The following is a 22,701-nucleotide window of genomic DNA, read 5'->3' as shown; positions in this document are numbered from 1 at the left end:
GCCGGGGGTCTGCGGGGTACGCTATAAAGACCCGCTTTCCCGGGCCCCGGGGGAACCAAGGAAGAGCGTTTCGTGGCTGCTAAAAAACCTGCAAAAAAGGCCGTAGAGGCCGCCAAGAAGTCCGCCAAACCCGTTGCGAAGAAGGCAGCGGCGCCCGCTGCTGCAAAACCGGCCGCCAAGAAGGCGGCGCCGGCCCCCAAGCAACCGGTTGCCAAGAAGGCAGCTGCGACCAAGACCGCTGCCAAGCCGGCGCCGGTCTCCAAGCCCGCAGCGACCAAGCCCGCGAAACCTGTCGCCAAGACTGCTGCCAAGCCGGCGGCCAGCAAGGCAGCTCCGGCTGCCGCCAAGCCGGCCGCAAAGCCGGCGGCGTCCAAGTCCGTACCGAAGCCGGCCACCAAGCCGGCTGCGGCCAAGTCAGTCCCGGTCAAGGCTGCAAAGCCCGCGCCCGCACCGGCCCCCAAGGCCGTCCCTGCGAAGCCGGCAAAGCCTGCGACCCCGTCACCTAAGAATCCCGTGCCCGTTTCGAAATCTTCCGCTAAAACGCCAACCAAAACCGAAGCCCCCGCCAAGCCCGCCGCGACCCGTCCGGTCGGCAAGGTGGCTGTGGCCGTGACCGCCAAGCCGTCCAGTCAGACGCCCAAGACCAAGTACAAGGTGGTCGACTACAAGACCGACGACGCCACCGGGCGCCCGATCCTCCCGCAGGGCTACAAGCCGTCTGCGGACGAGGAGTACATGAGCAAGCTGCAGCAGGAATACTTCCGTCAGCGCCTGCAGAGCTGGCGCAACGAGATGGTCGAGGAATCCAAGCAGACCATCGAAAACCTGCGCGAAGAAGTGCGCGACATCGGCGACGAAGCCGAGCGTGCCACGCGCGAGACCGAGAACTCGCTGGAACTGCGCGCGCGTGACCGCGCACGCAAGCTGATCTCCAAGATCGACAGCACCCTCAAGCGTCTGGAAGACGGCGACTACGGGTACTGCGTCGATACTGGCGAAGAAATCGGCCTGGACCGCCTGGAAGCGCGTCTCACCGCCGAGCGCACCATCGACGCCCAGGAGCGTTGGGAGCATCTGCAGAAGCAGCAGGGCGACTGATCCGGCGCCTCGACGCTCACGAAAGACCCCGCCAGTGCGGGGTTTTTTTATGGTCGCCGCGCGCGGTGTGCAGGCGTATGGTTAGCCGCAGCGGCAGGGCCGACATGGCTGCCACCCGGACGATCTGCTTGCGGTCCCGCATGACGGGCAATCGTGGTATCGGGCTGTCGCACCGCGCGCCGCGTGATGTCGGCGGCCACCCATGGCACGGCATGCAGCCGGCGCGTGTGCCGGCGTGCGGCGCAAGGATGCTCCAACGCGACAGGCAGCAGCGACCGCATCCGCGGCCGCTGCTGCCTGTGCATCCGGCTATTGCAGCTCGCGCAAATCCAGCTTGCGCAGGCGCGGCGCCTTCCAGGCCGTGGTCGCCACCACGCCCAGGGTGACGCAGCCGCCGATCACCACCGCCGGCACCAGCCCGACCAGGCGCGCCATCACGCCGTCGTAGAACGCGCCCAGCTCGTTGGACGAGCCGATGAAGATGCCGTTGATCGACGACACCCGGCCGCGCATCGCATCGGGCGTGGCCAGCTGCAGGATGGTCTGCCGCACCACCACCGACACCCCGTCGCACATCCCGTACACCAGCAGGATCGCCGCCGACAGCCAGAACTGACGCGACAGCCCGAAGGCGATGGTGCACAACCCGAACCCGGCCACCGACAGCATCAGCACACGCCCGGCATTGCGTTGCAGCGGGTGTCTGGCCAGCCAGATACCCACTACGATCGACCCCAGTGCCGGCGCACCGCGCAGGATGCCCAGGCCTTCCGGGCCGTAATGCAGGATGTCGTGGATGAAGGCCGGCAGCATCGACACCGCGCCGCCCAGCAGGACCGAGAACATGTCCAGCGCCATCGCGCCCAGCATGATCTGGTTGGACAGCACGAACTGCGCGCCTTCGGCGATGCTGCGGAAGATCGGCGCGCGCGGGCCCTCGTTGACCGGCTCGCTCACGCGCAACAGCGCCAGCGCCAGGATCGCCACCATCGCCACGCTGGCAGCCACGCCATAGGCCAGCCCCTTGCCGCCCCAGCCGACCAGCACGCCGCCCAGTGCCGGGCCGATCACCATGCCGGCCTGGAAGGTGACGCTGCCGACGCTGGCGCCGCGCGCGAACGCTTCGCGGGGCAGTGCACGTGCGAACAGGGCGTTGTAGACCGGCGACAGGAACGAGCGTGCCGCCCCGGTCAGCGCAATGGCGGCATAGATCGGCCACACGCCTTGCACCGGCAACCAGCCTTGCGTGATCGCCAGCAGCAGGAGTGCAGTGGCGACCAGGCCCAGCACCGCCACCATGCCCAGCCGGCGACGCGGCAGGTGATCGACCAGGTAGCCGGCAAACGGGGCGATGCAGAAGAACGGCAGGATCTCCGCCAGGCCGATCAGACCCAGCGAGAGCGGATTGCGGGTGATCTCGTAGATGTGCCAGCCGACCGTGACCGCCACGATCTGGTACGACAGCATCGCCGCCACCCGGTACAGCAGCACCAGGCCAAACCCTGGATGGGCGAACAGCGTGCGTAGCGAATCGGCAGGCGAGGGCGCGGGCGTGCTCACTGCTGCGCGCGCGCGGTGTCGCGGATGAAGGCCAGCATGGCGGCCACGCCGTTGCTGCGGGTCGGCGACAGGTGCTTGGCCAAGCCAATGCCGGCGATGTAGTCCGGCTCGGTGGCCAGGATCTCCTGCGCGCTGCGTCCGGAGTACACGCGCAATGCCAGATAGATCAGCCCCGAAACGATGGCCGAATCGCTGACGGCATGGAAGTCCAGCCGCTCGGCATTGCCTTCGGGCACGATCCACACCATCGATTGGCAGCCGTGCAGGCGGTGTTCTTCGGTCTTCCACTGTTCGGGGAAGGTGGGCAGTTTGCGGCCCAGGTCGATCAGATACTGGTAGCGCTCGGACCAGTCGCCAAAGAAGGAAAACTCATCGGCAATGGCCGTCTGTGCCTCGACGGCAGTGGGTTCGAGCGGGAAGGGGGTGGTGTTCATCAGGACATCCAGAAGCGTTGGTCAAAGCCCCTTTCGTGCTGGGGCGAGAAGGCGTGGTTTGCATGCCACCGGCGCGCGGGCCTTGGAACAACCGCGCTGCCAGCGCGGGCCGGGTCGCAGAGCAGGGCCGGAGTGAGATGCGCGCCAAGCCTGGCGTGTTGATGCATGTGGCTTCGCCCTTACCCTCATCCGGCGCTGCGCGCCACCTTCTCCCGGCGGGAGAAGGGACAGGCGTGTGCGTCGGAAGGATGGGTATGCACGTGCGGTTTCAAAATAAGTACGTCAAAGGAGTGCGTCGTGGAATAGGGCATTGCCATGAATTAGCCCCTCTCCCGCCGGGAGAGGGGTTGGGGTGAGGGTACGTGCGCAGCCACATGCATCAAGGTCTCTCATGAGGCTTCGCCCGCACCCTCATCCGGCGCTGCGCGCCACCTTCTCCCGGCGGGAGAAGGGACAGGCGTGTGCGTCGGAAGGATGGGTATGCACGTGCGGTTTCAAAATAAGTACGTCAAAGGAGTGCGTCGTGGAATAGGGCATTGCCATGAATTAGCCCCTCTCCCGCCGGGAGAGGGGTTGGGGTGAGGGTACGTGCGCAGCCACATGCATCAAGGTCTCTCATGAGGCTTCGCCCGCACCCTCATCCGGCGCTGCGCGCCACCTTCTCCCGGTGGGAGAAGGGAAGGTCATGCGCGCTTCCAGCGTACGCCCTGCGGGGTGTCTTCGAGCACGATGCCTTCGTCTGCCAGTTGCGTGCGGATGGTGTCGGCGCGGGCGAAATCCCTGGCTTTCTTCGCGGCGCTGCGTTCTTCCACCAGCGCGGTGATGCGTGCATCGTCGCCGGCGTCGGTGCCGCGCGAGAACCAGGCGGCCGGGTCCTGTTGCAACAGGCCCAGTGCCAGTCCGGCGCCGAGCAGCTCGGCCTTGGCGCGTTGCAATGCTGCAAGCGTCTGCGGGCTCTGGGCGTTCGTCGGGCTACCGGCCGGAGCGACATCGAGCAGCGCCCGGTTGGCTTCCTTCGCCAGCTTCGCCAGCACCGCAAGCGCCAGCGGCGTGTTGAGATCGTCGTTGAGCGCGTCTTCGATCGGCTCGGGAATCGTTGGCTCCGCTTCAACCGCCTGCAGGCCCCGCAAGGTGCCGTACAAGCCATCCAGCCGTTTGACCTGGTCCTCGATCAACGCCTCCGACCAATCCAGCGGCTGCCGGTAATGCGCACTCAGCAGGGCAAGGCGCAGTGCCTCCGGCGGATGCCGGGCGATCAGGTCGTGCACGGTTTCGATATTGCCCAGCGACTTGCTCATCTTGGCGCCGCTGAAATTGAGCATGCCGTTGTGCAGCCAGAAGCGTGCGAAGGTGGCGCCGCCGTGCGCGCACTCGCTCTGCGCAATCTCGTTTTCGTGGTGCGGGAACTGCAGGTCCACGCCGCCGGCGTGGATGTCGATGGTCGGGCCCAGGTGCGCGGCGGCCATCGCCGAGCATTCGATATGCCAGCCGGGGCGGCCACGGCCCCAGGGCGAGTCCCAGCCGGGCAGGTCGTCGCTGGACGGCTTCCACAGCACGAAGTCGCCGGGGTCGCGCTTGTAGGGCGCCACGTCCACGCGCGCGCCGGCCAGCATTTCGTCCGGGTCGCGGCGCGACAGTTTGCCGTAGCCTTCGAAGCTGGCGACCGCAAACAGGACGTGGCCTTCGGCGGCGTAGGCATGCTCCCTGACGATCAACTGCTCGATCATCGCCACGATCTGCGGGATGTGTGCGGTGGCCTCCGGTTCGATGTCCGGTGGCACCACGCCGAGCGCGGCCATGTCCTGCCGGTATATTGCGGCGAAGCGGTCGGTGATGGTCGAGATCGGCACGCCCTGCGCCTGCGCAGCTGCGTTGATCTTGTCGTCCACGTCGGTGATGTTGCGTGCGTAGCGCAGCGCGCCATAGCGGCGCCGCAGCAGCGCGGCCAGGACGTCGAACACCACCGGGCCGCGGGCGTTGCCGATGTGCGCGTAGTTGTAGACGGTGGGGCCGCACACATACAGGGTGGGGCTGGACGGATCGAGCGGCGCGAACGGCTCGACCCGCCGCGTCAGGTTGTTATGCAGGCGCAGGCTCATCGGCATCCGAAAAAGGGTAACCGCGCGATTCTAGCCCGTTGCGGCAGGATGGCGAACCGGCGCCGTGACACCGGTAACCGGATGGGCTGCGTTCAGCCCCGGAGATCGCAAGCTCCATACACTTACGTATTGCCCGGCTGCGCCTTCCTGGTACTGATGCGACCTTCTCCGTTCTTCATGCTGCTGTGTGTCCTGGCCTGGCAGGCAACCTCGGTGCACGCGGCAGAGCCGGACCCCAAGAACCGGGTCGTGGTGATCGAGAACGTGAAGCTGGACTACGCGCAGGTGCTCAATGTGGAGCCGGTCTACCAGACCTTGCGCGCCACCCGCATCGAAGAACAGTGCGAGTCCGAGCAGGCGGCCCAGGTGGCGGCCACGCCGGCCGAGGACGAGGGGCGCATCAACCGCATGGTCGACTCGGTCAAGGAAATGTTCTCGCGGCGTCCCGAGCCGGCGGCGCCTGCAGCGGTGCCGCCGACCAGTACGCGCCGCAATTGCAAGGTGGTGGAAGTGCCGCGCGAGTTCCGGCGCCCGATCGCCTTCGACGTGGATTACGTCTACAAGGGCACCAAATACCGCTCGCGGTTACCGGAAGATCCGGGCAATCGGCTGCGCATCCGGGTCTCGGTGACCCCGTACATTCCCGATGCCATCGTCGCGCCGCCGCGATGAGACGTATAGCGGTTGCGCCGTGCCCGCATGCATGCGAGGATTCGCGCCCTATGCAAGCAAACCCCTTTCAGCACGACACCAGCGCCGCCCGGATGGCCTCCGGCATGACCTCGCGTGCCCGCCGACCGGAATCCCACATTTTCGCTGGGTAACCGGGGCGTTTTGCTGTCCGTCGTTGAGAACCCAGCCCGCAGGCTGGGTTTTTTCGTTTTGGCGTCACGAAAGTTTCAACCGCAAGAAACGCGCATGTCGCGCACCCGTCGCTCCTGGCGGACCACGCAGCAGCAGCACGCAGCAAAGGATCGATCGATGTCACTGAAGCACTTCTTGAACACCCAGGACTGGAGCCGCGCCGAACTGGACGCGCTGTTGACCCAGGCCGCGCTGTTCAAACGCAACAAGCTGGGAAGCGAGCTGAAGGGCAAGTCGATCGCGCTGGTGTTCTTCAACCCGTCGATGCGCACCCGCACCAGTTTCGAGCTGGGTGCGTTCCAGCTGGGTGGGCATGCGGTGGTGCTGCAGCCGGGCAAGGATGCGTGGCCAATCGAATTCAACCTGGGCACGGTGATGGACGGCGACACCGAGGAGCACATCGCCGAAGTGGCGCGCGTGCTGGGGCGCTATGTCGACCTGATCGGCGTGCGCGCGTTTCCGAAGTTCGTCGACTGGTCCAAGGACCGCGAGGACCAGGTGCTCAAGAGCTTTGCCAAGTATTCGCCGGTGCCGGTGATCAACATGGAGACCATCACCCACCCGTGCCAGGAGCTGGCGCATGCGCTGGCGCTGCAGGAGCATTTCGGCACGCAGGATCTGCGCGGCAAGAAGTACGTGCTGACCTGGACCTACCACCCCAAGCCGCTCAACACCGCGGTAGCCAATTCCGCGCTGACGATCGCCACCCGCATGGGCATGGACGTGACCCTGCTGTGCCCCACGCGGGACTACATCCTGGACCAGCGCTACATGGACTGGGCGGCGCAGAACGTGGCCGAAAGCGGCGGTTCGCTGCAGGTGAGCCATGACATCGACAGCGCCTATGCCGGCGCCGATGTGGTGTATGCCAAGAGCTGGGGCGCGCTGCCGTTCTTCGGCAACTGGGAGCCGGAAAAGCCGATCCGCGACCAGTACCAGCACTTCATCGTCGACGAACGCAAGATGGCGCTGACCAACAACGGCGTGTTCTCGCATTGCCTGCCGCTGCGTCGCAACGTCAAGGCCACCGACGCGGTGATGGATTCGCCCAACTGCATCGCCATCGATGAAGCCGAGAACCGTCTGCATGTGCAGAAGGCGATCATGGCTGCCCTGGTGGGCCAGGGCAGCCGGGATTCGTGATTGGGGATTAGGGATTCGCAACGGCGAACTCCGCTCCCGACCTAACTTAGTCAACTTCTAAAGAGACCCCCATGTCGCAACAGACCGCTTCCACCAATCCCGAATCCCTAATCTCCAATCCCGGCACCAAAGATATCGTCCTCGCGTTCTCCGGTGGTCTCGACACCAGCTTCTGCATTCCGTATCTGCAGGAACGCGGCTATGCGGTGCATACCGTGTTCGCCGACACCGGTGGGGTGGATGCCGAAGAGCGTGAATTCATCGAGAATCGTGCCGCCGAACTGGGCGCCGCCAGCCATGTCACCGTCGATGGCGGTCCGGCGATCTGGGAAGGCTTCGTCAAGCCGTTCGTGTGGGCGGGCGAGGGCTACCAGGGCCAGTATCCGTTGCTGGTGTCGGACCGTTACCTGATCGTGGATGCCGCGCTCAAGCGCGCCGAAGAACTGGGCACGCGCATCATTGCGCACGGCTGCACCGGCATGGGCAACGATCAGGTGCGTTTCGACCTGGCGGTGAAGGCACTGGGCGATTACCAGATCGTCGCGCCGATCCGTGAAATCCAGAAGGAACATACGCAGACGCGTGCGTATGAGCAGAAGTACCTGGAAGCGCGTGGCTTCGGCGTGCGTGCCAAGCAGCAGGCCTACACCATCAACGAGAACCTGCTGGGCCTGACCATGTCCGGCGGCGAGATCGACCGTTGGGAAGCGCCGGGCGAGGGTGCACGTGGCTGGTGCGCGCCGCGTAGCGCGTGGCCGACCGAGGCTCTGACGGTGACGCTGAAGTTCGTCGAGGGCGAGGCCGTCGAGCTCGATGGCAAGCCGCTGCCGGGTGCGAAGATCCTGGCCAAGCTCAACACCTTGTTCGCGCAATACGGCGTGGGCCGCGGCGTCTACACCGGCGACACCGTGATCGGCCTGAAGGGCCGCATCGTGTTCGAGGCGCCGGGACTGATTTCGTTGCTCACCGCGCACCGCGCGCTGGAAGATGCGGTGCTGACCAAGCAGCAGAACCGCTTCAAGCCGGACGTGGCGCGCAAGTGGGTGGAGCTGGTGTATGAAGGTTTCTACCACGACCCGCTCAAGACCGACATCGAGGCCTTCCTGAAGTCTTCGCAGGCCAAGGTCAACGGCGAAGTCACGCTGGAAACCCGCGGTGGCCGCGTCGATGCGGTGGCGGTGCGTTCGCCGCACCTGCTCAACACCAAGGGCGCGACGTATGCGCAATCGGCCGACTGGGGTGTGGAAGAAGCCGAAGGCTTCATCAAGTTGTTCGGGATGAGCTCCACGTTGTATGCGCAGGTGAACCGCTGAGGCAATCGCTCCGCAGACGACGTTGCTTCTCCCGCATGCGGGAGAAGGTGGCGCATAGCGCCGGATGAGGGCGGCCTGCCGCATGCCCCCATCCGCCCTGCCGGGCACCTTCCCCCGCAGGCGGGGGAAGGGCTGGATGGGCATTGGAACGACCGACCCATGCTGCCCGACGCACTCAAAAAAGACCAATCACACGCGACCCGACGCAATCAAGACGCGATCAATGACCACACTGCTCGACAACACACTGACGCATCTGCAACAGCTGGTGTCCTTTGACACCCGCAACCCGCCGCGTGCGATCACCACCGGTGGCGTCTTCGAGTACCTGCGCGCGCAGTTGCCGGGGTTCGAGGTCGAGGTGATCGACCACGGCAACGGGGCCGTGAGCCTGTATGCGGTACGCGGCACGCCGAAGTACCTGTTCAATGTGCATCTGGACACCGTGCCGGATTCGCCGCACTGGACTGCCGACCCGCACGTGATGCGGCGCACCGACGACCGCGTGATCGGGCTGGGCGTGTGCGACATCAAGGGCGCGGCAGCGGCGTTGGTGGCGGCGGCCAATGCCGGCAATGGCGACGCGGCGTTTCTGTTCTCGTCCGACGAAGAAGCCAACGACCCGCGCTGTATCGCGGCGTTTCTGGCCGCCCACCCCGTGGTCCCGGGTCCCGGGTCCCGGGTCCCGGTCTTCGAAGCGGTGCTGGTGGCCGAGCCCACCATGAGCGAAGCGGTGCTGGCACACCGCGGCATCAGCTCGGTGCTGATGCGGTTTGCCGGCCGCGCCGGGCATGCATCAGGCAAGCAGGACCCTTCTGCAAGCGCTTTGCACCAGGCGATGCGCTGGGGCGGCAAGGCGCTGGATCATGTCGAGTCGCTGGCGCATGCACGCTTCGGCGGATTGACCGGATTGCGCTTCAACATCGGCCGTGTCGATGGCGGCATCAAGGCCAACATGATTGCGCCGGCGGCTGAGCTGCGGTTCGGCTTCCGCCCGTTGCCATCGATGGACGTGGATGGCCTGCTGGCGACCTTCGCCGGGTTTGCCGATCCGGTAGCAGCGCATTTCGAAGAAACCTTTCGCGGCCCGAGCCTGCCCTCAGGCGACATCGCGCGCGCAGAAGAACGTCGCCTGGCCGCGCGCGACGTGGCCGATGCGTTGGACCTGCCGATCGGCAATGCGGTGGACTTCTGGACCGAGGCCTCGCTGTTTTCGGCAGGCGGCTACACCGCGCTGGTCTACGGCCCGGGCGATATCGCGCAGGCGCACACCGCCGATGAGTTCGTCACCCTGGAGCAACTGCAGCGTTACGCCGAGTCGGTGCACCGCATCATCAACGGTTCCCTGTAACCGCCTCCCGCGCCTGGCGCATCCCTTCCTCTTTCGATCACGGCAATGTCCCTCTCCGCACAGCCCCACAAACAGACCCGCCAGACCATCGTGCGCCTGCTTTCGAGCATGGCCAGCGCCAAGGAAATCAGCCAGTACCTCAAGCGTTTTTCGCAGCTGGATGCCAAGCGCTTTGCAGTGGTGAAGGTGGGCGGCGCAGTGCTGCGCGACGACCTGGACGCACTGACCTCGTCGCTGTCGTTCCTGCAGGAAGTAGGGCTGACGCCGATCGTGCTGCACGGTGCGGGCCCGCAGCTGGATGCCGAGCTGTCGGCGGCAGGCATCGAAAAACAGACCGTCAATGGCTTGCGGGTGACCTCGCCGGAAGCGCTGGCGATCGTGCGCAAGGTGTTTCAGGCGTCCAATCTCAAGCTGGTGGAGGCGCTGCAGCAGAACGGCGCGCGTGCGACGTCGATCACCGGTGGTGTGTTCGAGGCGCAGTATCTGGATCGCGATACGTATGGCCTGGTCGGCGAGGTCAAGGCGGTCAATCTGGCGCCGATCGAAGCCAGCCTGCAGGCTGGCTCCATCCCGGTGATCACCAGCCTGGGCGAAACGCCCAGCGGGCAGATCCTCAACGTCAACGCGGATTTCGCTGCCAACGAACTGGTGCAGGAGCTGCAGCCGTACAAGATCATCTTCCTCACCGGCACCGGTGGCCTGCTGGATGCCGATGGCAAGCTGATCGATTCGATCAACCTGTCCACCGAGTTCGATCATCTGATGCAGCAGCCGTGGATCAATGGCGGCATGCGGGTGAAGATCGAGCAGATCAAGGACTTGCTCGACCGCCTGCCGCTGGAATCGTCGGTGTCGATCACCCGGCCGGCGGACCTGGCCAAGGAGCTGTTCACGCACAAGGGCTCGGGCACGCTGGTGCGGCGTGGCGAGCGCGTGCTGCGCGCCAGCTCGTGGGACGAACTGGATCTGCCGCGGCTGACCTCGCTGATCGAATCAAGCTTTGGCCGCACGCTGGTACCGGACTATTTCAGCACGACCAAGCTGCTGCGTGCCTATGTGAGCGAAAACTATCGCGCTGCGGTGATCCTGACCGACGAAGGCCAGTTCGGTGCCGGCCGGCTGACCTATCTGGACAAGTTCGCCGTGCTCGACGATGCGCAAGGCGAGGGCCTGGGCCGCGCGGTGTGGAACGTGATGCGCGAAGAAACGCCGCAGCTGTTCTGGCGCTCGCGTCACAACAACCAAGTCAATATCTTCTATTACGCCGAATCCGACGGCTGCATCAAGCAGGAAAAGTGGAAGGTGTTCTGGTACGGGCTGGAAAATTTCGAGCAGATCCAACACTGCGTGGCGCATTGCGCGACGCGTCAGCCGACCTTGCTGGGCTGAGTGCGATGACATCCGTGGCGTTGCCATCGTCGTGGAGCCAGCTGCCTGTCCTGCGTGGGCAGCACGCCACGCTTGAGCCCTTGCAGACAGCCCATGCCGACGGCATGCGTGTTGCGCTGGGCGACGGGTCGTTGTCGCAGCTGTGGTACACCGGCGTGCCGGCACCGGCCCGGGTGGACGCCTACATCGCGGCTGCCCTGGCGGCGCGCGCCGATGGCACGGCGCTGCCGTACGTGGTGCGCGATGCCGCCGGCGAGATCGTGGGCTGCACGCGCTACTACGCCCTGGATGCCAGCGTGCCACGGCTGTCCATCGGCTACACCTGGTACGCGCCACGCGTGCAGCGTAGCGGCGTCAACACCGAAGCCAAGCTGATGTTGCTGCAGCATGCGTTCGAGACGTTGGGCTGCCTGAGCGTGGTGTTCGAGACCAGCTGGTTCAATCACACCTCGCGCGCGGCGATCGCGCGGCTGGGCGCAAAGCAGGACGGCGTGCTGCGCAATCACACCCGCCACGCCGACGGCACGCCGCGCGATACCGTGGTGTTCTCCATCATCGATACGGAATGGGCCGGGGTGAAACGCCACCTGCAGTTCCGCCTGGAAGCAAACGCATGACTGCTCAAACAACGACAACGATCGGGATTGTCGGCGCCCGCGGGCATACCGGTTCGGAACTGATCAAGCTGGTGCAGGCGCACCCGCATCTGCAACTTGCGTTCGTGTCCTCGCGTGAACTGGCCGGCCAGTGCGTGGCCGAGCATAACCAGGCCTATGAGGGCGACTTGCGTTACGAAAGCCTGGATGCCGATGCGGTGGCTGCCAAGGCCGCCGACGTGGTGATCCTGGCGCTGCCGAACGGCAAGGCTGAGCCTTTCGTCGCGGCGATCGACGCGGCCAGGCCGCAGACGTTGTTCATCGATCTGTCCGCCGATTACCGCTTCGATCCGGCCTGGTACTACGGGCTGCCGGAGCTGACGCGCGCCAGGTACGCCGGGCAGAAGCGCATCAGCAACCCGGGCTGCTATGCCACCGCCATGCAGCTGACCATCGCGCCGTTGCTCGATCAACTGGCCGGTCCACCGCAGTGCTTCGGCGTGTCCGGCTATTCCGGTGCGGGCACCACGCCGTCGGACAAGAACAACCCCGCGTTGCTGGCGGACAACCTGATGCCGTATGCGCTGACCAACCATATGCACGAGCGCGAAGTGTCTGCGCAGCTCGGCGTGCCGGTGGAATTCATGCCGCACGTGGCGCCGCATTTCCGTGGCATCACCATGACCGTCAATCTGTGGTTGCAGCAGCCGCTGACGCGCGAGCAGATCCAGGCGCGCTATGCGCAGCGGTACGCCGACGAGCCACTGATCGAGATGGTCGATGAGGCGCCGTGGGTGAGCCGCATCGCCGGCAGGCACGGTGTGCAGATCGGTGGTGTCACGTTGGCACCCGGCAACAAGCGCGTGGTGGTGGTGGCAACGCTGGACAACCTGCTCAAGGGCGCCGCTACTCAGGCCATGCAGAACCTCAACCTGGCGCTGGGCTGGGACGAGTTGATGGCAATTCCACTGTAATCGTCGGGACCCGGGACCCGGGACCCGGGACCCGGAGAAGCAAGGGCAGATGCTCCTGCTTTTCCGGGACCCGGGACCCGGGTCCCCGGTCCCGCAAAAGGACCCCCAATGACCAATCTGTTGTGGCAAAAACCCGGCGTGGCGGTGGATGCCAAGATCCAGAGCTTCCTGGCCGGCGACGACGTCATCCTGGACCGCGAGTTCTTCCTGCACGACATCGCTGCCAGCAAGGCGCATGCGCAGGGGCTGCAGCACATCGGCATCCTGTCGCTGCAGGAGCTGGGCGGTCTGAGCGAACAGCTCGATCTGCTGGCCGACGACTTCCGCAGCGGTGCGTTCGTGCTCGATGAACAGTACGAGGACTGCCATTCGGCCATCGAAGCGCGCCTGACCGAGCGTCTGGGCGATGCCGGCCGCAAGATCCACACCGGGCGCAGCCGCAACGATCAGATCCTGGTCGCCACGCGGCTGTGGTTGAAGGACAAGCTGCAGCGTGTGGCGACGCTTAGCGCGGAGATCGCCAAGGTGGCGCTGGACCGTGCGCAGGCCGAGGCCGATGTGCCGGTGCCCGGTTACACGCACATCCAGCGTGCGGTGGTGTCGTCGGCCGGCATGTGGTGGGCGGGCTGGGCGGAAGCCTTTATCGACAATGCAGTGCGCGCCACCGACACCTTGCAGCTGGTGGACAGCAATCCACTCGGTACCGCCGCCGGCTATGGCGTGAACCTGCCGCTGGATCGTGCGCATACCACCGCCGAGCTGGGGTTTGCGCGGCTGCAGGTCTCGCCGATCTACGCCCAGCTCTCGCGCGGCAAATACGAGCTGGCGGCGCTCGAAGCGTTGGGCAGCGCCACGCTGGATCTGCGTCGGATTGCCTGGGATCTGTCGCTGTTCACCAGCGGCGAGTTCGCCTTCGTTGCATTGCCGGCGCAGTACACCACCGGCAGTTCGATCATGCCGAACAAGCGCAACCCGGACGTGATCGAACTGATGCGTGCCACCCACGCCAGCGTGGCCGCCGCGCGCACCGAGATCGAACAACTGCTGTCGCTGCCCTCGGGCTATCACCGCGATCTGCAGAGCAGCAAGGGCGCCATCGTGCATGGCTTTGGCCGCGGGCTCGCCGCGCTGGAGCTGCTGCCGGCGTTGCTGGCCAATCTGGAATGGCGGCCGGACAAGCTGCATGCGGCCATCGATTCGGGCATGTACGCCACCGATGTGGCGGTGGAAGCGGCCGTGGCCGGTGTGCCGTTCCGCGAGGCCTACAAGGCCGCAGCCGAATCGTCCGACACTGCAGGGCAGGGACGCACGCCGGAAGGCAGCCTGGCCGCACGCGTCTCGCCGGGCGCCGCTGCGGACCTGCAACTGGATGTGCTGCGTGCCCGTTGGGAGGCGCTGCGCTGATGGCCATGATCAGCACCGACAGCGCAGAGCATTACCCCTGGGGCGAGGCCTGCGACGGCTGGCACCTGTTGCGCGACCCCAACCTGAGCGTGCTTGAAGAGCATATGCCGCCGGGTGCTGCGGAGTTGCGCCACCGGCACAGTCGCGCGCGGCATTTTTTCTATGTGTTGTCCGGCGAGGTGATGCTGCAGCTGGACGGCGAGCGGCATGTCCTGCGCGCCGGGCAAAGCCTGCACGTGCCACCGGGTTCCAGCCATCAGATGCACAATCTTGCGGATGTGGAAGCGCGTTTCCTGGTGATTTCCACGCCGTTCGGCCGCAACGAGCCCACGCCCGCCGCCGATAGCGAGGCAGGCTGATGTCCACACGTTATCTGGTGCTGGCGATGCGCAATCCGCAGTTTCCTGCCGATGTGGTGGCGCCGCATCGCGCATTTCTCGACGCGCTGCGCGCGGCCGGGCAACTTGAATTGACTGGTGGCTTCAGCGATCGCAGCGGTGGGGCGTATGTGCTGGTCAATGTCGCCAGCCTGGAGGCGGCGCAGCAGATCGTGGCGAGCGACCCGTTGGTGCTGCGCGGCGCATCGACGCTGACCGTCCACGAGTGGAACACGCACTGAGCCGCCGCCGACATGACCACGCCTGCACGCCCTTCGCCTTTCATCGAGCAGCCCCTGCCGCCGTGGCGGCGCGCGGTGCTCAAGGTCGGCAGCAGCCTGCTCGCTGCCGATGGCGGGGGCTTGTCGCCGCGCTTTGCGCTGGGGCTGGCGCAGTTCGTGTCGGCCAATCTGATCGCCGGGCGCGAACTGGTGATCGTGTCCTCGGGCGCCGTGGCTGCCGGCCGCGCGATCCTGCCGAAGGCCGCCGAGATCGGCGCGCCGATCGCCGCGCGGCAGGCGCTGGCGGCATTGGGCCAGGCGCAGTTGATCGCACTGTGGCAGCGCTTTTTCGAGCGCCCGGTAGCGCAGGTGTTGCTCACCCACGACGACCTGCGTAACCGCCGCCGCTATCTCAACGCACGCGCCACCCTGGGCGAGTTATTGCGGCTGGGCGCGTTGCCGGTGATCAACGAAAACGACACCGTGTCGGTGGATGAGCTCAAGCTGGGCGACAACGACAACCTGGCCGCAATCGTGGCCGCGCTGGTCGATGCCGATGCCTTGTTCATTGCCACCGACATCGATGGCCTGTACAGCGCCGATCCGCGCAGCAATCCGCTGGCGCGACCCCTGGACGATGTGCCCGAACTGACCCCGCAGGTGCTCGCCATGGCCGGCGGCAGCGGCAGCAGCGTGGGCACCGGCGGCATGCGCACCAAGCTGGAAGCTGCCGCAAAAGCCGGCGCGGCCGGCATCGAGACCTATTTGTTCAATGGCCGCAGTGGCGAGGTGGTGCGCGGCCTGGCGCAGGACCGCCTGCGCGGCACGCGTATCCATGCCGCGCGCACGCGCATCGCCGCCCGCAAGTACTGGCTGCGCCACGCACCGGTGGAGGCGGGCGCAATCCTGATCGATGCCGGTGCCGCCGCCGCGCTGACCGACAAGGGCGCCTCGCTGCTGCCGGGCGGGGTGGCCGGCGCGGAGGGCGATTTCCGGCGCGGCGACATGGTGGAGATCCGCCTGCGCGATCATGATGGCGAGCGTTGCCTGGCGCGCGGCGTCAGCCAGTATTCGGCGGTGGATATCCGCCGCATCGCACGCCGCCATTCGCGCGAGATCGACAGCGTGCTTGGGTATAGCTACGGCGAGAATGTGGTGCATCGCGATGATTTGGTGCTTTTGTAGCCGGGATTGGGGATTCGGGAGTGGGGATTCGCAAACGCCTGTGCATTGCGTTTTCCAACCACCGCCTCCGCGTCCGGGTGACTGATCCCCGTGTAGTGGTAAAACGAGACGGATTGTTTTTACCAATCCCCAATCCCGACTCCCAAATCCCGGCCCCCCAATGACCATCAAATCCCTCGCCCTGCAATGCCGTGACGCGGCGCAGGTGCTCTCGCAACTTTCTGCGCAGGCCAAGCAGGACCTGCTCGAGGCGATGGCTGCCGCGCTGGAAGCCGATGCCGCGTCGATTCTTGCCGCAAACGCGCGCGACCTCGAGGCCGCCCGTGCCAAGGGCACCGGCACGGCCATGCTCGACCGGCTGGCGCTGGACGACGCCCGTCTGGCTGGCATCGCTGCCGCACTGCGCGAGGTGGCGCAGCTGCCCGATCCGGTCGGCCAGGTCACCCGTGATGACACGCGCCCCAACGGCATCCGCGTGCAGAAGGTGCGCGTGCCGCTGGGGGTGATTGCAATGATCTACGAAGCGCGCCCGAATGTGACCGCCGATGCGGCAGCGCTGTGCATCAAGGCCGGCAATGGCGTGATCCTGCGCGGTGGCTCCGAAGCGATCCACTCCAACACCGCCATCGCGCATGCCTTGCAGCGTGCCTTGCGCGCGGCCGATATCCCTGAAGCGGCATTGACGCTGGTGCAGGATCTGCGCCGCGAGACCATGCTGGAGTTGCTGCAGCTCAGCGACATCATCGACCTGGCGATCCCGCGCGGCGGCGAAGGCCTGATCCGTTTCGTTGCCGAACATGCGCGGGTGCCGGTGATCAAGCATTACAAGGGCGTGTGCCATCTGTTCGTGGATGCTTCGGCCAACGTGGAGCTTGCGGTGCGCCTGCTGATCGATGGCAAGGCAAGCCGCCCCTCGGCCTGCAACGCCCTGGAAACCCTGCTGGTGCACGCGGAGGTGGCAGAGCGCTTTCTGCCCGCCGCCGCCGCCGCACTGCGCGCGCGTCACGTGGAATTGCGTGGCGACGCGGCAACACGTGCGCTGCTGCCGGAGATCGCGCTGGTCACCGAAGACGACTATGCCGCCGAATATCTCGAGCTGATCCTGGCCATCCGCGTGGTACCGGACCTGGACACGGCGCTGGCCCATATCCGCCAGTACGGCTCGGACCATACCGAAGTGATCGCCACCCAGGACGCAGCCAACGCCGACAAGTTCGTACAGTCGCTGCGCTCGGCGGTGGTGATGGTCAATGCCTCTTCGCGGTTTTCCGATGGCGGCGAACTCGGCCTGGGCGCGGAGATCGGCATCTCAACAACGCGGCTGCACTCGTATGGGCCGATGGGTTTGGAGGCACTCACCGTGGAGCGGTTCGTGGTGCGCGGCGAGGGGCAGGTGCGGCACTGACGCACTCAGCGGCGCCGTTGGCGTGGCGCGCGTCTGCACCGGTTGGCATGTCCCTGCGCGCAGCGAGGGGTCACGCGCTGCGGGTTAGTCCGCAGAGGTGGCTGGCTTCAGGTACCGCGACACGGTGCCGCAGCGGAGCCGCAGAGCGTCACCGCAGATGCCGGCAGCGCGAGCGCTGCAACGTGCCGGCGTCACACCGGTTGGCGTGCCCGCCGCATGTTCCGGGTCCGGAGCTCGCCACCATCGTGGGACAGGCGGGCGGTCGACGGTCGCGCGGTCCGGCCGTCAGTCAGTCGGCGCCACAGAGACTCGGGCCGTCGCACGCCGCAACCACGACCTTTGACACTCCCCCGGCAGCCCGGCGCCTGCCTACAGTCGACGATTGCCCCCCCGCACATTCCGGAGTTGTCGATGCGCCGCCTTGCCGCCTGCCTGCTCGCCACCGCCATTGCCGCCAGCACCGGCAGCGCCTTCGCCCAGACCGCGGCAATGACGCCGGACATCACCGGCAAGCCGTTCGTGGCCAGTGATGCCGCCAACGACTACATCAAGCGCGAGGTGATGATCCCGATGCGCGACGGGGTCAAGCTGCATACGGTGATCGTGCTGCCCAAGGGCGCGCGCAATGCGCCGATGGTGCTCACGCGCACCCCGTACAACGCCAGCGGACGCACCGAGCGCATGGCATCGCCGCATATGAAGGACCTGCTGGCGCAGGGCGATGACGTGTTCGTCGAAGGCGGCTACATCCGCGTGATCCAGGACGTGCGCGGCAAGTACGGCTCCGAAGGCGATTACGTGATGACCCGGCCGCTGCGCGGTGCGCTCAATCCCAGCGAGGTGGACCATGCCACCGATGCCTGGGACACCATCGACTGGCTGGTGAAAAACGTGAAGGAGTCCAACGGCAAGGTCGGCATGATCGGCTCGTCCTACGAAGGTTTCACCGTGGTGATGGCGTTGACCAACCCGCATCCGGCGCTCAAGGTGGCGGTGCCGGAAAGCCCGATGATCGACGGCTGGATGGGCGACGACTGGTTCAACTACGGCGCGTTCCGCCAGGTGAACTTCGATTACTTCACCGGCCAGCTCACCCAGCGCGGCAAGGGCACCGGCATCGCGCGGCAGGGGCACGACGACTACAGCAACTTCCTGCGTGCCGGCTCGGCCGGCGACTTCGCCAGGGCCGCCGGCCTCGAGCAGTTGCCGTGGTGGCACAAGCTCACCGAACACGCCGCCTACGATGCGTTCTGGCAGGAGCAGGCGCTGGACAAGGTGATGGCGCGCACGCCACTGAAGGTGCCCACGATGTGGCTGCAAGGCCTGTGGGATCAGGAAGACATGTGGGGCGCGGTTCATAGCTACGCGGCGATGGAGCCGCGTGACAAGGGCAATACGCTGAACTACCTGGTGATGGGCCCGTGGCGGCACAGCCAGGTCAACTACGATGGCGGTTCGCTGGGCGCGCTGAACTTCAACGGCGACACCGCGCGGCAGTTCCGCTCCGAGGTGCTGCGCCCGTTCTTCGACCAGTACCTGGTCGACGGCGCGCCCAAGGCCAGCACACCGCCGGTGTTCATCTACAACACCGGCGAGAACCACTGGGACCGCCTGCAAGCCTGGCCGCGCAGCTGCGCCAAGGGCTGCGCGGCGGCGAGCAGGCCGCTGTATCTGCAGGCCGGTGGCAAGTTGTCGTTCAAGGCGCCGGCAGCCGCGCAGCCCGGCTTCGAAGAGTACGTCTCCGACCCGGCCAAGCCGGTGCCGTTCGTGCCACGCCCGGTGGATTTTGGCGACCGCAGCATGTGGACCACCTGGCTGGTGCACGACCAGCGCTTTGTCGACGGCCGCCCGGACGTGCTGACCTTCGTCACCGAGCCCTTGACCGAGCCGCTGCAGATCGCCGGCGCACCGGAAGTGCATCTGCAGGCGTCCACCAGTGGCAGCGACAGCGACTGGGTGGTCAAACTGATCGACGTGTATCCGGACGAGATGGCATCGGACCCGAAGATGGGTGGCTACGAGTTGCCCGTGTCGCTGGCGATCTTCCGCGGCCGCTACCGCGAGAGCTTCAGCACGCCCAAGCCACTGGCGGCCAACCAGCCGCTGGCGTACCAGTTCGGTTTGCCGACTGCCAACCACACCTTCCAGCCGGGCCATCGGGTGATGGTGCAGGTGCAGTCCAGCCTGTTCCCGCTCTACGACCGCAACCCGCAGACCTACGTGCCCAATATCTTCTTCGCCAAGCCGGGCGAGTATCAGAAGGCCACGCAACGGGTGTACGTGAGCCCCGAGCAGCCCAGCTACATCAGTCTGCCGGTGCGTTGACCGCACGGGCGCCGCGTGCCGGCTGCGCCCAGCTGTCTTCCAGCAGTTGTGGGCGGCAGGCCACCCAGGCGGCGGCCAGCTGCACCAGGATGCAGATCACCAGGAACACGAACGGGGAGGTCCAACCGCCGCGATGGGCGTGCAGCCAGCCGAACAGGAACGGTCCCAGGCAGCTCATCGCATAGCCCATGCCTTGCGAGAACCCGGACAGTGCGGCCGAGCCGGCCGCGGTGCGGCTGCGCTGGTTGACCAGCACCAGCGCCAGCGGAAAGGTGCTCGGGCCCAGGCCGAGCAGGGTCACCCACAGGATCGGCGCGGCCAGCGGTGCCCACCACAGCCCGGCGAACGCGATCAGATGACAGGCCGCGCACGCCAGCACGATCGGGAAGGGGTTGCGCATGCGCACCGCCAGCGCCGGCATGGTCAGCGCACCCACCATGCCCAGCGCCGCGAACAACGCCACCATGGTGCCGCCGAAGGCAGGCGAGGCGCCGGCTTCGCGCAGCAGCGTGGGCAACCAGGTGAACATGGAATAGGTGACCAGCGACGTCATGCCGAAGGTGACCGCCATGCTCCAGCCCAGCGCAGTGCGTGCGACCCGACCCTCGGCCTCCGGGGTCGGGGTGACCGGCGCCGGGCCGGTGGCGCGCAGGCGACCCTGGCTGGCATGCACCAGCGCCCACGCCGCCAATGCCAGCAGCGCCGGCATCACCCACACCACCATCGAGCTGCGCCAGCCTAGCGCATCCGCCACCGGCACCGCCAGCAACGCCGGCAGCAAGGTGCCCACCTGCAGCACGGTGATGTACAGCGTGCTGACGCGACCCACGCGGTCGCCGAAATAGCGTTTCACCAACGGCGGCAGCACCACGTTGCCCATGCCCATGCCGGCCAGCGCCACCAGCGAGCCGAGCAGCAGCCCGGTTGTGCCCGGCAACAGCGGCCGCAAGACCATGCCAAGCGTCGCCAGCGCCATCGACAACAAGGCAGTACGCAGCAAGCCGATGCGACGCAACACCGCCGGGGTCGCCACACCGGTCAACGCAAAGGCAGCGGTGGGCAACATGCCCAGCGCACCCATCGTCGGAGCACCGAAGGCGTATTCGTCGGCGATGCGCTCCAGCAGCGGCGTCAGCGAGGTCACCGCAGTGCGCAGGTTGAAGGCCGACAACAAAATGGCAGCCAGCACCAGGCCGCGACCACGCAATTGGGCGGACGAGGAAGCGGCGGCGGTGACAACAGACATGACAGACCATCCGCACCGTGCACATGCGTGCGACGGCGCCTGAAAACACAAAACCGGCACAAGGCCGGTTTTGTGTTTTGAAACTGGTCGGGGAGACAGGATTCGAACCTGCGACCTCTACGTCCCGAACGTAGCGCTCTACCAGACTGAGCTACACCCCGAAGGAGCCGCGTATGTTACATAGGGAATGCGGAATCGGCAAGCATCTTGCGCAATTATTTTTACTGCGGCGGTTGGATGCGCTCGGGCTCGCGTGCTTCGAACCACATGCCGTTGAGCACTGCGGCCAGTGCCGCCAGGCCGGTACCGAGAATCCAGGCGAAGTACCACATGATGTTGCTCCTCGAATCGTTGCGAAAGTGGGATGGCGAACGCGGCGGCGCCATTGCGCTGGTGTCGCCGCAAGAAAGTGAGATGAAGCGCCAGCGCCGCGAAGCGGGCAGTCATTGCCCGGCTGCGTAGCGCCAAGCAGCCGCCGCGTGCGAGCGCAACGGGCCGCTACCGAATCACGCCGCATCGCGGTGAGCGACGTCGGTCGGGTGGGTGGCTGCCCTCAATACGCGTTGGGATTGGCCGACAGTTCGTCGTCGGTGACCTTGCCCCTGAGCACGCGATACACCCACGTCGTGTAGGCCAGGATGATCGGCATGAACACGGTGGTGGCCAGCAGCATGATCCACAACGTGAGCCGGCTGCTGGAGGCATCCCACAGCGTCAGGCTGGCGCTCGGTGCAGTGGAGGAGGGCAACAGGAACGGGAACAGCGCAAGGCCCACGGTGAAGACGATGCCCACGATGGCGCTGCCCGAGGCGATGAAGGCCAGGCCGCCACGCCGCACGCGCAACAGCACGGCGCTCATGGCAAGCCCGAGCAGCCCGACCAAGGGGGCCAGCAAGGTGGCCGGCATGCTGCTGTAGTTGTGCAGCCAGCCGCCGGCGGCGGTGAGTGCAGCGGTCTTGGCCAGTGGATTGGTCTGCGCGTCGGTCGCCAGCACCGAGGTCACCGCATAGCCGGGCAGGCCAAGCGCGACCCAGGCACCGGCCGCGGCGAACACGCCCGCTGCAATCAGCGCCGCGATGCTGCCAAAACGCGCCGCACGCTCGGCCACCGGGCCATCGGTCTTGAGCACCAGCATGGCCGCACCATGCGCAACCAGCATCGCCACGCTGAGCACACCGGCCAGCAACGCGAACGGCGTCAGCAGGCCGAACAGGTTGCCGGTGTAGTACGTGCGCATGCTGTCGTCGAAATGGAACGGCACCCCCAGCAGCACATTGCCGACGGCCACGCCCATGATCAGCGCCGGGATGAAACCGCCGACGAACAGCGCCCAGTCCCAGTTGTTGCGCCAGCGCTGGCCGACCAGCTTGCCGCGGAACTTGAAGCCCACCGGGCGCAGGATCAGCGCAAACAGGATCACGAACATCGCCAGGTAGAACCCAGAAAAACTCACTGCGTACAAGGGCGGGAACGCGGCGAAGATGGCTCCGCCGCCCAGGATCAGCCACACCTGGTTGCCCTCCCAGACCGGGCCGATGGTGTTGATTACCAGCCGGCGTTCGGCATCGTTGCGGGCAACCAGCGGCAGCAAGCTGCTGACGCCCAGATCGAAGCCGCCCATCACCGCGTAACCGGACAGCAATACGCCAAGCAACAGCCACCAGATCACGCGCAATGTGGTGTAGTCGAGCAAGATGAAATCCATGGTGTCTCTCCT

The 22,701-nt window shown here is 66.2% G+C and carries 21 protein-coding genes and 1 tRNA gene; 14 read left to right on the top strand and 8 right to left on the bottom strand.

The features are described 5' to 3' along the window. Positions 1-72: 72 nt before the first annotated feature. The gene (gene dksA / locus ACCQ10_RS11825) at positions 73-1,098 is read left to right on the top strand and encodes an RNA polymerase-binding protein DksA (RefSeq protein ID WP_372360744.1); all 1,026 of its coding nucleotides are present in this window, start codon (positions 73-75) and stop codon (positions 1,096-1,098) included. A gap of 16 nt (positions 1,099-1,114) precedes the next feature. On the opposite strand, the gene ACCQ10_RS11820 is transcribed toward dksA, so the two are convergent. From ACCQ10_RS11820 to cysS, 4 genes are all read right to left on the bottom strand, one after another. Continuing rightward, positions 1,115-1,240 carry a hypothetical protein gene (locus tag ACCQ10_RS11820; protein WP_372360743.1) on the bottom strand — a complete coding sequence of 42 codons (126 nt, stop codon included), beginning with the start codon at positions 1,238-1,240 and terminating at the stop codon, positions 1,115-1,117. A 167-nt stretch (positions 1,241-1,407) separates the two neighbouring features. Beyond that, the gene (locus tag ACCQ10_RS11815) at positions 1,408-2,658 is read right to left on the bottom strand and encodes an MFS transporter (protein ID WP_372360742.1); all 1,251 of its coding nucleotides are present in this window, start codon (positions 2,656-2,658) and stop codon (positions 1,408-1,410) included. Then, on the bottom strand, positions 2,655-3,092 hold the full coding sequence (locus ACCQ10_RS11810; protein WP_372360741.1) for a SufE family protein: 438 nt from the start codon (positions 3,090-3,092) through the stop codon (positions 2,655-2,657). The genes ACCQ10_RS11815 and ACCQ10_RS11810 overlap by 4 nt, the downstream gene beginning before the upstream one ends. Positions 3,093-3,775: 683 nt before the next feature. Next, positions 3,776-5,191 carry a cysteine--tRNA ligase gene (gene cysS, locus ACCQ10_RS11805; RefSeq protein ID WP_372360740.1) on the bottom strand — a complete coding sequence of 472 codons (1,416 nt, stop codon included), beginning with the start codon at positions 5,189-5,191 and terminating at the stop codon, positions 3,776-3,778. 177 nt (positions 5,192-5,368) lie between these two features. On the opposite strand from cysS, the gene ACCQ10_RS11800 reads away from it, so the two are divergent. From ACCQ10_RS11800 to ACCQ10_RS11740, 13 genes are all read left to right on the top strand, one after another. Further along, positions 5,369-5,863, top strand: coding sequence for a hypothetical protein (locus ACCQ10_RS11800; RefSeq protein WP_047694959.1), 495 nt, complete (start codon positions 5,369-5,371; stop codon positions 5,861-5,863). Positions 5,864-6,172: 309 nt separating this feature from the next. Further along, positions 6,173-7,198 (top strand): N-acetylornithine carbamoyltransferase, encoded by a 1,026-nt coding sequence (locus ACCQ10_RS11795; protein ID WP_372360739.1) that lies wholly within the window; start codon positions 6,173-6,175, stop codon positions 7,196-7,198. Between the two features lie 71 nt (positions 7,199-7,269). Further along, the gene (locus tag ACCQ10_RS11790) at positions 7,270-8,511 is read left to right on the top strand and encodes an argininosuccinate synthase (RefSeq protein WP_372360738.1); all 1,242 of its coding nucleotides are present in this window, start codon (positions 7,270-7,272) and stop codon (positions 8,509-8,511) included. Between the two features lie 223 nt (positions 8,512-8,734). Next, positions 8,735-9,862, top strand: a complete 1,128-nt coding sequence (locus ACCQ10_RS11785; protein ID WP_372360737.1) for an acetylornithine deacetylase — start codon at positions 8,735-8,737, stop codon at positions 9,860-9,862. Between the two features lie 45 nt (positions 9,863-9,907). Then, a complete protein-coding gene (locus ACCQ10_RS11780) occupies positions 9,908-11,251 on the top strand; it encodes an acetylglutamate kinase (RefSeq protein ID WP_039414245.1) in 1,344 nt (447 codons plus the stop codon). 5 nt (positions 11,252-11,256) lie between these two features. Further along, complete coding sequence (locus ACCQ10_RS11775; RefSeq protein WP_372360736.1) at positions 11,257-11,868, top strand: GNAT family N-acetyltransferase; 612 nt, start codon at positions 11,257-11,259, stop codon at positions 11,866-11,868. Beyond that, positions 11,865-12,821, top strand: coding sequence for an N-acetyl-gamma-glutamyl-phosphate reductase (gene argC / locus ACCQ10_RS11770; protein WP_372360735.1), 957 nt, complete (start codon positions 11,865-11,867; stop codon positions 12,819-12,821). The genes ACCQ10_RS11775 and argC overlap by 4 nt, the downstream gene beginning before the upstream one ends. 108 nt (positions 12,822-12,929) lie before the next feature. Next, on the top strand, positions 12,930-14,225 hold the full coding sequence (locus ACCQ10_RS11765) for an argininosuccinate lyase (RefSeq protein WP_372360734.1): 1,296 nt from the start codon (positions 12,930-12,932) through the stop codon (positions 14,223-14,225). Next, positions 14,225-14,584 (top strand): cupin domain-containing protein, encoded by a 360-nt coding sequence (locus tag ACCQ10_RS11760; protein WP_372360733.1) that lies wholly within the window; start codon positions 14,225-14,227, stop codon positions 14,582-14,584. Before ACCQ10_RS11765 ends, ACCQ10_RS11760 begins: the two co-directional genes overlap by 1 nt. Further along, positions 14,584-14,844, top strand: coding sequence for a YciI family protein (locus ACCQ10_RS11755; protein WP_372360732.1), 261 nt, complete (start codon positions 14,584-14,586; stop codon positions 14,842-14,844). The genes ACCQ10_RS11760 and ACCQ10_RS11755 overlap by 1 nt, the downstream gene beginning before the upstream one ends. Positions 14,845-14,856: 12 nt before the next feature. Then, a complete protein-coding gene (proB, locus tag ACCQ10_RS11750) occupies positions 14,857-16,008 on the top strand; it encodes a glutamate 5-kinase (RefSeq protein ID WP_184375005.1) in 1,152 nt (383 codons plus the stop codon). A 160-nt stretch (positions 16,009-16,168) separates the two neighbouring features. Next, complete coding sequence (locus ACCQ10_RS11745; RefSeq protein WP_372360731.1) at positions 16,169-17,413, top strand: glutamate-5-semialdehyde dehydrogenase; 1,245 nt, start codon at positions 16,169-16,171, stop codon at positions 17,411-17,413. Positions 17,414-17,824: 411 nt separating this feature from the next. Continuing rightward, positions 17,825-19,738, top strand: a complete 1,914-nt coding sequence (locus tag ACCQ10_RS11740) for a CocE/NonD family hydrolase (RefSeq protein WP_372360730.1) — start codon at positions 17,825-17,827, stop codon at positions 19,736-19,738. Here the strand turns inward: ACCQ10_RS11740 and ACCQ10_RS11735 are convergent. From ACCQ10_RS11735 to cydB, 4 genes are all read right to left on the bottom strand, one after another. Further along, positions 19,719-20,945 carry a CynX/NimT family MFS transporter gene (locus ACCQ10_RS11735; RefSeq protein WP_039414269.1) on the bottom strand — a complete coding sequence of 409 codons (1,227 nt, stop codon included), beginning with the start codon at positions 20,943-20,945 and terminating at the stop codon, positions 19,719-19,721. The genes ACCQ10_RS11740 and ACCQ10_RS11735 overlap by 20 nt on opposite strands. Before the next feature lie 123 nt (positions 20,946-21,068). After that, positions 21,069-21,145 (bottom strand) — tRNA-Pro (locus ACCQ10_RS11730). Between the two features lie 60 nt (positions 21,146-21,205). Beyond that, positions 21,206-21,316: a cytochrome bd-I oxidase subunit CydX gene (cydX, locus tag ACCQ10_RS11725; RefSeq protein WP_047696850.1), complete on the bottom strand. Its 111-nt coding sequence runs from the start codon at positions 21,314-21,316 to the stop codon at positions 21,206-21,208. A gap of 221 nt (positions 21,317-21,537) precedes the next feature. Further along, positions 21,538-22,689, bottom strand: a complete 1,152-nt coding sequence (cydB, locus tag ACCQ10_RS11720; RefSeq protein ID WP_372360729.1) for a cytochrome d ubiquinol oxidase subunit II — start codon at positions 22,687-22,689, stop codon at positions 21,538-21,540. Positions 22,690-22,701 lie beyond the last annotated feature (12 nt).

The sequence above is a fragment of the Xanthomonas sp. NCPPB 1325 genome, from assembly GCF_041477645.2.
GTDB classification, from domain to species: domain Bacteria; phylum Pseudomonadota; class Gammaproteobacteria; order Xanthomonadales; family Xanthomonadaceae; genus Xanthomonas; species Xanthomonas cannabis.
The sequence above is the reverse complement of the archived record's forward strand: the minus strand, read 5'-3'. Positions and strand labels throughout refer to the sequence as shown.